At 75.4% G+C, this 13,159-nt stretch carries 9 protein-coding genes; 4 read left to right on the top strand and 5 right to left on the bottom strand.

All coding sequences use genetic code 11. The features are described 5' to 3' along the window. Positions 1 to 14: 14 nt before the first annotated feature. Entirely contained in the window at positions 15 to 1,907 is a 1,893-nt protein-coding gene (locus tag ACZ4UB_RS03020) for an ABC transporter ATP-binding protein (protein WP_468067876.1), read from the top strand. 69 nt (positions 1,908 to 1,976) lie between these two features. Here the strand turns inward: ACZ4UB_RS03020 and ACZ4UB_RS03015 are convergent, their stop codons facing one another. The 4 genes from ACZ4UB_RS03015 to ACZ4UB_RS03000 all read right to left on the bottom strand — a co-directional run bounded on the left by ACZ4UB_RS03015 (position 1,977) and on the right by ACZ4UB_RS03000 (position 6,953). Beyond that, positions 1,977 to 2,621 carry a hypothetical protein gene (locus ACZ4UB_RS03015; RefSeq protein ID WP_468067875.1) on the bottom strand — a complete coding sequence of 215 codons (645 nt, stop codon included), beginning with the start codon at positions 2,619 to 2,621 and terminating at the stop codon, positions 1,977 to 1,979. A 233-nt stretch (positions 2,622 to 2,854) separates the two neighbouring features. Beyond that, on the bottom strand, positions 2,855 to 5,071 hold the full coding sequence (locus ACZ4UB_RS03010) for an ATP-binding protein (protein ID WP_468067874.1): 2,217 nt from the start codon (positions 5,069 to 5,071) through the stop codon (positions 2,855 to 2,857). Positions 5,072 to 5,172: 101 nt separating this feature from the next. Beyond that, entirely contained in the window at positions 5,173 to 6,063 is an 891-nt protein-coding gene (locus tag ACZ4UB_RS03005; RefSeq protein WP_468067873.1) for a hypothetical protein, read from the bottom strand. A gap of 179 nt (positions 6,064 to 6,242) precedes the next feature. Continuing rightward, entirely contained in the window at positions 6,243 to 6,953 is a 711-nt protein-coding gene (locus tag ACZ4UB_RS03000) for a FadR/GntR family transcriptional regulator (RefSeq protein WP_468067872.1), read from the bottom strand. Positions 6,954 to 7,125: 172 nt separating this feature from the next. Between ACZ4UB_RS03000 and ACZ4UB_RS02995 the strand changes: the two genes are divergently transcribed. From ACZ4UB_RS02995 to ACZ4UB_RS02985, 3 genes are all read left to right on the top strand, one after another. Continuing rightward, positions 7,126 to 7,665 carry a gluconokinase gene (locus tag ACZ4UB_RS02995; RefSeq protein WP_467956317.1) on the top strand — a complete coding sequence of 180 codons (540 nt, stop codon included), beginning with the start codon at positions 7,126 to 7,128 and terminating at the stop codon, positions 7,663 to 7,665. Positions 7,666 to 7,677: 12 nt separating this feature from the next. Further along, positions 7,678 to 9,078, top strand: coding sequence for a GntT/GntP/DsdX family permease (locus ACZ4UB_RS02990; RefSeq protein WP_468067871.1), 1,401 nt, complete (start codon positions 7,678 to 7,680; stop codon positions 9,076 to 9,078). A 102-nt stretch (positions 9,079 to 9,180) separates the two neighbouring features. After that, the gene (locus tag ACZ4UB_RS02985; RefSeq protein WP_468067870.1) at positions 9,181 to 12,096 is read left to right on the top strand and encodes a tetratricopeptide repeat protein; all 2,916 of its coding nucleotides are present in this window, start codon (positions 9,181 to 9,183) and stop codon (positions 12,094 to 12,096) included. A 50-nt stretch (positions 12,097 to 12,146) separates the two neighbouring features. On the opposite strand, the gene ACZ4UB_RS02980 is transcribed toward ACZ4UB_RS02985, so the two are convergent. Next, the gene (locus tag ACZ4UB_RS02980; protein WP_468067869.1) at positions 12,147 to 12,938 is read right to left on the bottom strand and encodes a serine hydrolase; all 792 of its coding nucleotides are present in this window, start codon (positions 12,936 to 12,938) and stop codon (positions 12,147 to 12,149) included. Positions 12,939 to 13,159: the final 221 nt, after the last annotated feature.

The raw sequence follows: 13,159 nt of genomic DNA, 5'->3' as shown, positions 1-13,159 counted from the left end.
CTAGAGTTCCTCGCATGTCTATGGAAATGACCGCCTGGTCCTCGCTGCACAACGCGCTCAACGCCCAGCAGGAGCGCCGGGCACCCACCCGCGAGAGCCTGCGGCGGGTCGTCGCCTTCGCCCGGCCGCACCGTCGCGGGCTGCTGCTCTTCCTGGTGCTGAGCATCGTCACGGCACTGCTCGCGGTGGCCACCCCGGTGCTCGCCAGCCGGGTCGTCGAGGCCATCGTCGGCGGCCGGGAGAGCGCCACGGTCACCCGGCTCGCCCTGCTCATCGCCACCATCGCGGTGGTGGAGGCGGCCCTCGGCCTCTTCACCCGGAAGCTGTCGGCCACCCTCGGCGAGGGGCTGATCCTGGACCTGCGCACGGCGGTCTTCGACCACGTGCAACGGATGCCGGTCGCCTTCTTCACCCGGACGAGGACCGGGGCCCTGGTCAGCCGCCTCAACAACGACGTCATCGGCGCGCAGCGGGCGTTCAGCAACACCCTCTCCGGGGTGGTCGGCAACACCGTGACCCTCCTGCTGACCTTGGCCGTCATGCTGAGCATCTCCTGGCAGATCACCCTGCTCGCACTGGTGCTGCTGCCGCTCTTCGTGATCCCGGCGCGGCGCACGGGCGCCCGCATGGCGCGGATGCAGCGCGAGGCCGCCGCCCTGAACGCCTCGATGGGCACCCAGATGACGGAGCGGTTCTCCGCACCCGGCGCGACCCTGGTCAAGCTCTTCGGGCGGCCCGCCGACGAGTCGGCCGAGTTCGCGGCCCGGGCGGCGCGGGTGCGCGACATCGGGATCCGTACCGCGGTCGCCCAGTCCGCCTTCATCACCGCCCTCACCCTGGTCTCGGCGCTCGCGCTGGCCCTGGTCTACGGGCTCGGCGGGTACTACGCGCTGCGCGGCACCCTGAACGCCGGTTCCGTGGTGGCGCTGGCCCTCCTGCTGACCCGGCTGTACGCACCACTGACCGCGCTCGCCGGAGCGCGGGTCGAGGTGATGAGCGCACTGGTCAGCTTCGAACGGGTCTTCGAGATCCTCGACCTCGAACCGCTGATCGCCGAGAAGCCCGACGCCCGGGAGGTGCCGCGGGGCCCGGTGACGGTGGAGTTCGACAAGGTCTCCTTCGGCTACCCGTCCGCCGACAAGGTCTCGCTCGCCTCCCTGGAGGAGGTGGCGACCCTGGACACCCGGGGCGGCACCCAGGTGCTGCACGAGATCTCCTTCCGCGCCGAGGCGGGACAGATGATCGCCCTGGTGGGCTCGTCCGGCGCCGGGAAGTCCACCATCGCGCAGCTGCTGCCGCGGCTGTACGACGCCGAGGCGGGCGCGGTCCGACTGAACGGGGTCGACGTGCGCGACCTGAGCGCCGACTCGATCCGCGACACCCTCGGCATGGTCACCCAGGACGGGCACCTCTTCCACGAATCGGTGCGGGCGAACCTGCTGCTGGCCCGGCCGCAGGCCACCGAGGAGGAGGTCTGGGAGGCGCTGCGCCGCTCCCGGCTGGACGGGCTGGTCGCCTCCCTGCCGGACGGCCTGGACACCGTGGTCGGTGAGCGCGGCTACCGGCTCTCCGGTGGTGAGCGCCAACGCCTGACCATCGCACGGCTGTTGCTGGCCCGCCAGCGGGTGGTGATCCTCGACGAGGCGACGGCGCACCTGGACTCCACCTCCGAGGCGGCCGTGCAGGAGGCGCTGGGCGAGGCGCTCGCGGGGCGGACGGCCGTGGTGATCGCGCACCGGTTGTCCACCGTCCAGGCGGCGGACCAGATCCTGGTCGTCGAGGAGGGCCGGATCGTGGAACGCGGCACCCATGCCGAGCTGTTGGCCGTGGGCGGGCGCTACGAGGAGCTGTACCGGACCCAGTTCGCCACGGCGGCCAGCGGCGCGGGCGAGACCAAGGGGTCCTGACACCGGAGGCCGCCCCCGCACCTCCGACCCGCACGCCCGACCCCGCACGCCGGGGCCGGGCTTCGGCCGTCACCCCTCGGTCGGCAACCCGGCCGCCACCAGGAGCTGTTGTTCCGCGGGGCCGCCGATCAGCCCTACGGGCGGCTCGTCCAGCCAGGCGTTCGGCGAGAGCCACCACATCGCGGCGCCCCAGGGGTCGTGGTCCGCGTCCAGCAGTCGGTTCACCTCGCGGACCACGGCGACGGGCTGCCCGTCGGCGGCGAACTGGAAGACCGGCAGCCGGACCGAGCCGCCCGCCGCGCGCAGCCGGATGAGGCCCGGCGCGTAGGGGTCGCAGCCGCCCTCCAGCACCTCCGCGTCGCCGATGGCCGGCTCGGCGAGCAGTCGGTCGCGCAGTTCGCCCAGGACCGGACCGACCATGCGGTGCCCGTCGAGGACGAGGACGGCCAGGTCGTCCGCGATGAAACCGCGGTGTCCGGCGCTCGAAGCGGAGGCGGCCGGGGCCAGTCGGCTCTCGCCGGGGAAGCGGTCCGGCAGCTGCTCACCCAGCAGCCGGGCGGCCAGCAGGGCCGCACGCTCGGCCACTTCGCCACTGGCCAGGCGTAACGAGGCCAGCAGGAGCGCGAGTTGGCGTAACGCCACGGGTGCCAGGCGGGGATGGAGGTCGTCCCACTCGGCAGCGGCGACGGCCAGCCGCGTATAGGGGTTCGTCACGTGGGCATCCGTTCACTGATCGTTGGTCGCGGACCGGAGCGGGGGGAGTCACCGGGTCGCGCGGTCGGACGGTCCGGGCGGTCGGCCGCGCTTCCTTCACGGGCCGCGCCCCACGATCGGGCGGCACGGCGAGCGCCTTGGCGGAAGGATCGCACCGCACGCGCACCCGGACAAGGCACACGCGCGCGGGGTCCGACGCCGTGGCCGGGAACGATTGTTCGGCCTGGAAGAGCTCAGGTTTCGCGCCGGTGCGGTCGGGCCCGCAGGGACTGGCCGTGCCGGACGCCTTCCAGGAAGGCGTCCTCGTAGGCCCGGTCGCCCAGGGCCCCGCGCGCGGTGCGCTCGTACTCCTCGCGCACGGCCTTGAGCTCGGGCGTGCCGCGCTGCGGGTGGCCGACCGCCTGCCAGTAGGCGTGGCCGGTGCCGTAGGCCCGGGCGGCGCCGAGGCCGTCGCCCTGGGCCGCGCGGGCGGCGGCGAGCAGGTCCAGGCCGAGCGCGGTGCCGAAGCTGTCGCCCAGTTCGCGTTTGCTCTCCAGCATCGCGCGGGCGTGCGCGGCGGATTCGTCCGGACGGCTCTCCAGCAGGCAGATCAGGGAGAGTTGGTAGTCGGCGTAGGCCCGGGTCCAGTGCTCCTCCCGGGCGGCGCACCCGGCGCGCAGCAGTTCCGCCTCGGCTCGGGCATCGGTGAACAGGCCCATCCCGGTGAGGGCGAAGACGCGGACGAGGTGGCAGCGCAGGCGGGCCGGGGAGTCGAAGGGGGTGCCGGGGGCCGCGTCGAGGGCGTTCTCGGCGACGATGCGCGCCGCGAGCGGCCGACCGTCCAGGAGGTGGCTCAGACCCAGCAGGTACGCGGCGTCCAGGGCGAGGCGCGGATCGCCGTCCGGATCCTCCTCCGGGGCGCCGTGGAGTTCACCCGGTGCCATGGCCAGGGCTTCGCAGCCGACGGCGAGTTGGTGCGCGGCCTCCTTCTCGCCCTGCAGCAGCAGGACGACCCCGAGGGCCCACAGGGCGCGCACCCGCACCGCACGGCTGACCGCTTCGGGGCGCGCGGCGGCCAGGGTGCGCTCCAGATAGGCGCGGGCGGCGTGCAGGTACCCGCAGCAGGCCCAGAAGAAGCCGACCCGACCCGCCAGGTCGAGGGCCCGGGCCGGCTCGGCGACCAGGGAGTAGTCCAGGGCCGCGCAGACGTCCCCGTGCGCCGCGCCGACCCGCCGGTAGCCGGCGCGCTGGCCGGGTCCGAGCCAGTCGCGCTCGGCCCGGCGCACCAGGGCGAGGAAGTGGACGGCGTGCCGGGTCCGCAGCACGTCCTGTTCGCCGACCTCCTCCAGCCACATCGCGCCGTACTCGCGGATCGCGTCGAGCATCCGGTACGAGCCGTCGCCGCCGCGCCGTACGACGGACTTGGCGACCAGTGCGTCGAGCAGCGGCGCCACGTCCGCCTCGGTGAGCGGTTCGGCGGAGCAGACGGCGCGGGCCGCCGCCTCGTCGAAGGGCCCGCCGAAGACGGACAGCCGCAGCCAGAGCAGGCGTTCGCGCGGCTCGCACCACTCGTGGCTCCAGCCGATGGCCGTGCGCAGCGCGCGGTGGCGCGGCGGCTGGACGGGGCGGCCGGTGGCCAGGGCGCCGATCCGACGGGCCAGCCGGTCGGCGAGTTCCTCGACGGTGTGGTCGGTCAGCTGGGCCGCGGCGAGTTCCAGCGCGAGGGGTACCCCCTGGAGGCGCACGCAGATGGACCGGGCGGCGGCGAGCCGGCCCTCGGACCAGGGGGTGGCGGCGGCGCGGGGCGCGGCCTCGGCGGCCCGGGCCAGGAAGAGGGCGAGCGCGTCCTCGGCCCCCTCGGCGTACGGGAGCGGGCCGATCTCCATGACGTGTTCCGCGGGCAGCCCGAGCGGCTGGCGACTGGTGAGCAGCAGCACGACGTGCGGGGCGGCGGCGAGGAATTCGCGGGCGAGGGTGCGTACGGCGGGCACCAGGTGTTCGCAGCAGTCGAGTACGAGCAGCAGGCGGCGCTCGCCGATCCACTCGCCGACGGCGTCGACGAGGGAGCGGGAGGTGTGGTCGGCCAGGCCGAGCGCGTCGGCGACGGCGTCGGCGAGCAACAGCGCGTCGGCGACGGGGGACAGATCGGCCCAGTGCACCCCGTCCGGGAAGTCCCCCGCCCCGCCGCCGTCCACCGCGGTGGTGGGCGACGGGCCGGGCGGGACGGCGGAACGGATGGAACGCCGGCGTCCGCGCCGGCCGCCGGCGGGCGCGTCCGCGGCCCCGCCGGCGTCCCGCCCGCTACGGCGCGCCAGGACCTGCCGGGCCAGGCGGCTCTTGCCGACGCCACCCGGTCCGGTCAGGGTCACCAACCGGTGCACGCCCAGAGCGCGTTCGAGCGCGGCCAGTTCACTGTGTCGTCCGACGAAGGAAGCGGGCCCGCCCTGGGGCCCATCGGCTTGTGCCAGCACGGGGAACAGTGTGACCCACCGCGGGACCCGGCGGGACCGCGAACGACCGGGCGGCCCGCGGTCCCCCCGGCCCGGCGCCGGGGCCGGGCCGGGGCGGACCGTCAGGCGGCCCGGCCCGGCGAGGGCTGCGGGAAGACCGCGGCCCAGGCGGCCCGGCAGTTGACGGTCCGCCCGTTGGTCTCGCAGTGCGTGTGGTAGAGCGTGCCGTCCTCCGTCAGCGCCTTGATCTTCAGGTCATTGCCGTTGATGGCCAGGGACACCGCACACACGTTCGCCGGGTAACCGGTGACCGGCGCCACCGTCAGGTCCGTCCACGCGAAGTCGCCCCAGGCACCCGTCTCGTCCCGGCCGCGCCGCCCGAGGTAGGTCTTGGCGTCCTTCAGCACGAGGGCGAACTCCTCGGAGTTGTTGGGCATCTGGGAGTCCACCGCGCGGCACGGCCCCATGGGCCCCGCGATCCCTTGCGGACCCACCGGACCCAGCGGACCCACCGGCCCGCGGGGCCCGGGCGGACCCTGGAGGCCGGGCGGGCCGGCCAGGCCCTGCGGCCCGCCGGCGCCGGGGAAGCCCGGCAGCCCCTGACGACCCGGAGGTCCCGCGGGACCGGCCGGGCCCTGCTGGCCCTGCGGCCCGGCCGGGCCGCCGTCGCCGGGGCGCCCGGGATCGCCCTTCGGCCCCGGGTCGCCCGTGCGGCCGAGCGCGCCGGCCGCTCCTGTCGCGCCGGTGGCGCCCTTGGGACCGGGGAGACCCGGAGCCCCCCGATCACCCTTGGCGCCCTTGGCGCCCGGCGGACCCTGAGGGCCCTGGGGGCCCATCGGACCCGGGCAGTGGCGGTCGGTGCCGGGCTGGGCCGCGGCGCTGCGGGGGTGCTTGTCGCACGTGGCCGCCGCGGCGACCGCGGGCGCCGTGAACCCCCCGAGCGCGACGGCCACCGGCAGCACGAGGCCACCGGCCAGGCGGGCCCTTCGTCCGGATCTCGCTGTGGACCTCATGTGCGTACCCCTTTGCCGAACGGAACGATCATGTGCTTCGGCCGAAGCCAGGGGAGCATCTCCCGGGCGAGGGGGCAATCAAGATCGAAAACGGGAATGTCGCCGCCGGATCAGCGAGTTGGGCCAACGACACGCGGTGCCGGTACGCCGATCAGCGGTGCGGACGGGCCCCCTCCGACTCAGGGGGCGAGCACGTCCAGCTCCTCCAGCGCCCCGACGGCGATCTCCCGGGTCAGCGCCTCGGCGCGGGCCGCGTCCCGCTCCCGTACCGCCTCGGCCACCCGCACGTGCAGGGTGACGGCGGCCGGGTCCGGGTCGGGGAACATCACCGCGTGCTCGGTGCGCCCGGTCAGCACCTCGGCGACGACGTCGCCCAGCCGCGCGAACATCTCGTTGCCGGAGGCGTTCAGCACGATCCGGTGGAACGCGACGTCGTGGTGGAGGTAGCCGTCCAGCTGGTGTCCGCGCGAGGTGCGGACCATGCCGAGGGCCGCTTCGGTGAGCGCCGCGCACTGCTCGGGCGTGGCCCGCACGGCGGCGAGACCCGCGGCCACGGGCTCGACCGCCGAGCGCAGCACGGTCAGCGACCGCAGCTGGCGGGGCCGGTCGGCGCCCGCGAGGCGCCAGCGGATCACCCGCGGGTCGTAGACGTTCCACTCCTCGGTCGGGCGGACGGTGACGCCGACGCGGCGGCGGGACTCGACCAGGGCCATGGATTCCAGCACCCGGACCACCTCGCGGACGACGGTGCGCGAGGCGCCGAACTCCCGGGCCACCTCGTCGGTGCGCAGGACGCTGCCCGGAGGGTGCTCACCCGCGGTGATGGCGAGGCCGAGGGCGTCGAGCACATGTGCGTGGAGCCCCTGCGCGGGGCCGCCCTCGGTTGTCATGGCCCAAGCGTACGGGGTGCCCCGGGGCGCCCACCGCCGTGACCAGGGGTTTCAAAAGATGTGATGTTTTACCGATGAACCCTTGAATAAGTACTACTTAATAGGTTTCAGTGGGGGCAGATGTCGATGAGGACATCGCCGAGAACAGCGAGGTACCCCCATGGGCTACGGAGTGAGCACCGCGCGCGTCATCGTGGTGATGGGCGTGGCCGGCACGGGCAAGACGACCGTGGGGCAGCTGCTCGCCACCGCGCTCGCCCTGCCCTACGCGGAGGGCGACGCCTTCCACCCGGCGGCCAACGTCGCGAAGATGGCGTCCGGCGTCCCCCTGGACGACGCCGACCGGTGGCCCTGGCTCGACGCCATCGGCGAATGGGCCCGCTGCCGCGGCGACCGGGGCGGGGTGGTCTCCGCCTCCTCGCTCAAGCGCGCCTACCGGGACCGGTTGCGCGCCGCCGCGCCCGGCGCCGTCTTCGTCCACCTCACCGGTGAACGCCCGCTGATCGAAAGCAGGATGGCCGCGCGCACCGGCCACTTCATGCCGACCACGCTGCTGGATTCGCAGTTCGCCACCCTCGAACCGCTCCAAGAGGACGAAGCGGGCGTCGCCGTCGACGTCTGCGGTTCCCCCGAGGAGATCACCGCGCGGGCGCTGGCCGCCCTGCGGTCGGTCCGTCCCGGCTCCCCCGCCCCCACCCGCCCCGAACACTAAGGAACCGTCACCGTGACCAGTCTCAGCGTCGAGACTCTGGCAGCGGCCGCCGCCCCGATCACCTCGGCGGGCAACGCGCGGCTGGGCATCGCCGTCCTCGCGGGCATCGCCCTGATCGTCCTGCTCATCACCCGCCTCAAGATGCACGCCTTCCTGGCGCTGACCATCGGGTCGCTGGCCCTCGGGGTCCTCGCGGGCGCCCCCCTCGACAAGACCATCACCAGCTTCACCGCGGGCCTCGGCTCCACCGTGGCGGGGGTCGGCGTACTGATCGCGCTCGGCGCGATCCTCGGCAAACTGCTCGCCGACTCCGGGGGCGCGGACGAGATCGTCGACACCATCCTCGCCCGGGCCAAGGGCCGGGCGATGCCCTGGGCCATGGTGCTGATCGCGTCCGTGATCGGGCTTCCGCTCTTCTTCGAGGTCGGCATCGTGCTGCTGATCCCGGTGGTGCTGCTGGTGGCCCGGCGGGGCAACTACTCCCTGATGCGGATCGGCATCCCGGCGCTGGCCGGGCTCTCGGTGATGCACGGTCTGATCCCGCCGCACCCCGGCCCGCTGGTCGCGATCGACGCGCTGCACGCCAACCTCGGCGTCACGCTCGCGCTCGGGGTGGTCGTCGCGATCCCGACCGTGATCATCGCCGGCCCGCTGTTCTCCCGGTACGCCGCCCGGTGGGTGGACATCCAGGCCCCCGAGCAGCTGACGACCGGGCCGTCCGCCGCCCCCGTGGACCGCGAGCACCGTCCGCGGTTCGGTGCGACGGTGGCCACCGTGCTGCTGCCGGTGGCCCTGATGCTGGTGAAGGCGCTCGTCGACATCGTGGTCGACGACAAGGCCAATGCCGTGCAGAAGGTCACCGACGTCATCGGCTCGCCGCTGATCGCCCTGCTCGCGGCCGTCATCGTGGGCATGTTCACCCTGGGCCGGGCGGCGGGCTTCACCCGGGCCCGACTGTCGGTGACCGTGGAGAAGTCCCTCGCACCGATCGCGGGCATCCTGCTCATCGTCGGCGCCGGCGGGGGCTTCAAGCAGACGCTCATCGACGCCGGCGTCGGTCAGATGATCCTGGACCTCTCGAAGAGCTGGTCGATCCCGACCCTGCTGCTGGCCTGGCTGATCGCCGTGGCCATCCGGTTGGCCACCGGCTCCGCGACGGTCGCGACGATCTCGGCCGCCGGTCTGGTCGCCCCCCTCGCCGCGGGGCTGCCCACCACCCAGACCGCCCTGCTGGTCCTGGCGATCGGCGCCGGCTCCCTCTTCTTCAGCCACGTCAACGACGCCGGGTTCTGGCTGGTGAAGGAGTACTTCGGGATGACCGTCGGCCAGACCGTCAAGACCTGGTCGGTGATGGAGACCATCATCTCCGTGGTCGGCCTGGTCCTCGTCCTGCTGCTGTCGTTGGTGCTCTGACCCCACCACCCCTACGACCGGACCCCCAGCACTCTCCCCGATGCCCTGCCGCGGCCGCCGCGGCAGGGCATCATGCCTCCAGGGACGCGAGGGCGGGGGCCGATGGACGAGCGGGCGGTCAGCAGGCAGGAGCTCATCCGGCAGCGCCGGCGGGGCGGATTCGTCGGACGGCGCCGGGAACTGGCGGTGTTCGAGGAGAACTTCGCCCGGCGCACGGACGACGCGTCCTACCAGTTCCTCTTCCACGTCCACGGTACGGCCGGTGTCGGCAAGACCTCGCTGCTGCGCCAGTGGGAGGCCACCGCCCGGCGCCACGGGGCGGCCACCGCCCTCCTCGGGGACGAGGTGCACGGCGTACTGGAGGCCATGGAGGCCGTCAGCGCCCGGCTGCTGCGCCAGGGTTTCCCCCTGAAGGGCTTCGACAAGCTGCTCGCCACCTACCACCTGCGCCGCCACGAAGCGGAGACGGCCGTGCCGGAGCACGGGCGCGAGCCCGGCCCCGGCGGGGCGGCCGGCCCGTCGATCGCCGGGGAACTGGTCGCCCGGGCCGGGATGGCGGGACTCGGCCTGGTGCCCGGCCTCGGACCGATCGCCGGGGCCGTCGACCCGCGCCAGGTGGCGGAGGGCGCCGACCGGCTGCGCCTGGCCCTCGGCGCGCGGCTGCGCAGCCGCGAGGACGTCCAACTGGTGCTCTCGCCCTTGCAGGTGCTCACCCCGGTCTTCCTCGCGGACCTCGCGGTGGTGGCGGGCCGGGTGCCGTGGGTGGTGCTCTTCTTCGACACCTACGAGCGCACCGCGCCGGTGCTGGACGAGTGGCTGCGGGACGTGCTGATCGCCGAGCGGTACGGGCCGGTGCCGGTCAGCGTCCAGGTGGTGCTCTGCGGTCAGGGGCGGCTCGCCCCCCGCTGGTGGGCCGACTCGCTGGAACTGATCGCGTCCGTGGGCCTGGACCTCTTCAGCGAGGAGGAGGCGCGGGCCCTGCTCGCGGCCCGCGGGGTGACCCGCGAGCCGGTGGTCGACCTGGTCCTGCGGCTGTCCGGGCGGCTCCCGGTCCTGGTCGACCTCCTGGCCCAGGCCCGGCCCACGCACCCGGACGCGGTCGAGGACCCGTCCGACACCGCGGTGGAACGCTTCCTCAAGTGGGAGGCGGATCCGCTGCGTCGGGCCACGGCCCTGGACTGCGCGCTGCCCCTGTACCTCGACGAGGACGTGTTCGCGGTGGCCGTGGGCGACCGCGCCGCGGCGCCGCGGCGCACGGCCGAGGAGTACGGCTGGCTGCGCGGCCTGTCCTTCGTCACCGACCAGGCCGGCCGCTGCCGCTACCACGACGTGGTGCGCGCGGCGATGCTGCGGGTCCGGCGGGCCCAGTCCCCCGCCCGCTGGCGGACGGACCAGCTGCGGCTGGCCGGTGCGCTGCGGCAGTGGCGCGAGGTCCGGGAGGGCGGGCGCCCCGGGGCGAGGGAGCTGTGGAAGGACCCGGTGTGGCGCGAACACCGGCTCGGCGAGATGTACCACCTGTTGTGCGCGGATCCCGTCGCGGCGCTCGCGGGGGCGCTGGACACGCTGGTGCACGCCTGCGACCCGGGCGGCACCGCGGCGCACCGGGCCGCCCTGACCGCGGAGCGCGCCGGACAGGACGCCGGCGATCCGGCGCTGGCCGCGCTCGGCCGATCCCTGCGCGAGGCGGCGGACGGCGAGGACGGGGGCGGCGGGGTCCGGGTGCTGACGCTGCTGCTGGGCGCCCGCGAACTGGCCGGGCCCTCGCGCGTACTGGCGCACGTCCTGCGGGGCCGTGAGCACCGCAACTCCGGGCAGGACGCGCGGGCGCTGGCCGACTACGACCGGGCCCTGGACCTCGACCCGGGCGCGCTGCGCGCGTACTACGGCCGGGGCACCACCCACCTGCTGGCGGGCCGCTACGAGGCGGCGCTGGTCGACCTGACCCGCTTCGTGGAGCGGGAGCCCGCGGCCACCCACGGCTGGGTGGAGCGCGGCAGGTGCCTCCACCACCTGGGCCGGGACGAGGAGGCGGTCGCCGACCTCGACCGGGCGCTGCTCGCCGCCCCGGAGGATCCGTGGGCGCTGTGCTTCCGCGGCCAGGCGCACCTCGCCCTCGGCCGGGCCGGGCGGGCCATGGCGGACTTCGACGCGGCGGTCGCGCGGAGCCCGGACGACGGATCGATCCGCGCCTGGCGGGGAGCCGCGCTGCACGCTCTGGGACGCTACGAGGAGGCGTTGGCCCACCTCGACCGCTGGTTGGCGGAGCGCCCCCGCTCCGTGTGGGGGCTGGCCCAGCGGGCGGGCACCCTGGCGTCGCTGGGCCGTTTCGAGGAGGCGCTCGCCGACCTGGGCGCGGCGCTGGGGCTGCGCCCGGACGCGCCGTGGCTGCTGGTCCGGCGCGGGCACCTGCTCCGCCGTACCCGGCGCCACACCGAGGCGCTGGCCGACTTCGACGCGGCCCTGGCCCTGGAACCCGCGAACGCCTGGGCCCGGGCGGGGCGCGGGGAGACGCTGCGGTGCCTGGGGCGCGCGGACCGGGCGCTGGCGGAACTCGACCGGGCGCACGCGCTGGACCCGGCGGACCCCTGGATCCTCGCCTGGCGCGGGCGGCTGCACCGGCGCACCGGGGACCTCGTCCGGGCGCTGGCCGACCTCGACGGGGCGCTCGCCCTGGCACCGGACAGCGCGTGGGACGTCTACGAACGCGCCCTGGTGCTGCGGCTGTCGGGCCGGGACGCGGACGCCGAGCTGAGCCGGGCCGCGGACCTGTTCGCCCGGGAGGCGGCGTCCCTCGGGGTGCACGGCGGCCGCTCCCGGGGGAACCTGCTCGTCGTCCTGTGCGCGCTCGGCGCGTGGCGGCGGGCCGCGGAGGAGACCACGGTCTTCCTCGCCGCCGGCCGCCCGGCGTGGCAGATCGAGGAGGTCCTGGCCGACCTGGCGGACCTGCGCGCGGCCGTCGATCCGGACCCGCGCCGCACCGGTGAACTGGCCGCCCGCCTGGGCGCCGCCCTCGGCTGAAGGCGACGGGCGACGGGCGGCTGACGGGTGCGGGTGCGGGTGCGGGTGGCTCAGTCGAAGGCGGCCGTGCGGAAGGCGGTGCGGGCCGGCGCGTCGGCGGTCGGTGCGAGCAGCAGCGCCCAGCGACCGCGCCGCGGGGAGACCCACAGGTCCGCGCCGCCCGGCCCGTGGTGCGTCCAGGTGTCCTGCCGGTGGTCGGTGCCGGGCGCCGGGTGCCAGAGCAGGCCGCGGGCGGGGGTGAGTTCACCGGTGCGGATCCGCAGTGATTCGGTGATCCAGGCGCGGGTGAGGGGTTGGTCCGGGCCGGCGAGCAGGTGGCGCAGGAAGCGGCCGAGGTCCTCCACCGTCGAGTGCAGCCGGCCGGAGCCGGTGAGCGCGGTGCGGAGCATGCCGAGCGGGTGCCAGACGCGGGTGGTGGCCAGGTCGGCGAGCGGGCGGCCCGTCAGGTGCTCGGCGATGCCGCCGAGGGTGGCGCAGGAGCCGTGGTCCGCCGCGTGGGTGAGCAGGTGGTGGGCGGTGGCTCCGCCGGTGGCCTCGTCGCAGTAGGCGGCGAGCGGGGTGTGCAGGCTCAGGGCGCCCTCGGCCACCAGGGTGCCGATGACGGGCCAGAGGGCGAGGACGGGCCCGAGCCCCTCGGCCTCGACGGGGTCCTCGGCGGGGCCCGAGCCCGCCAGGGTGCCGTCCCGGTCCCCGACGGCCCAGGTCGCGCCAGGTCCCGCGGCGGCCCCGGCGGCCGCCCGCAGCTCCGCGGCGGCGCCCTCCCGCCCTGGCGCGCTCACGGTGTGCCCGTTGGTCCGCTGGTCGGTCTGCGGCGTGTGCGGCGTCTGCGGCGTCGGATTCATCGCGGTTCCCGGCTTTCCGATCCTGGACGGCGGCGGTCCGGTCACGTTAGGCACGGCCCGGGTGCCGGTACGGGCGCGCCGCCCCGGTGCCCGGGCCGTGCCACCCGAATGCCCGTACCGGGGGGGGGGGGGGGGGGGGGGGGGGGGGGGGGAGCGCGGGGGGGGGGGGGGGGTGCGAGGGGGGGGGGGGGGGGGGGGACGCTTGTGTCGCGTTGGCGAGA

It is taken from the genome of Streptomyces sp. NPDC028419 (genome assembly GCF_055565515.1).
The sequence above is the reverse complement of the archived record's forward strand: the minus strand, read 5'-3'. Positions and strand labels throughout refer to the sequence as shown.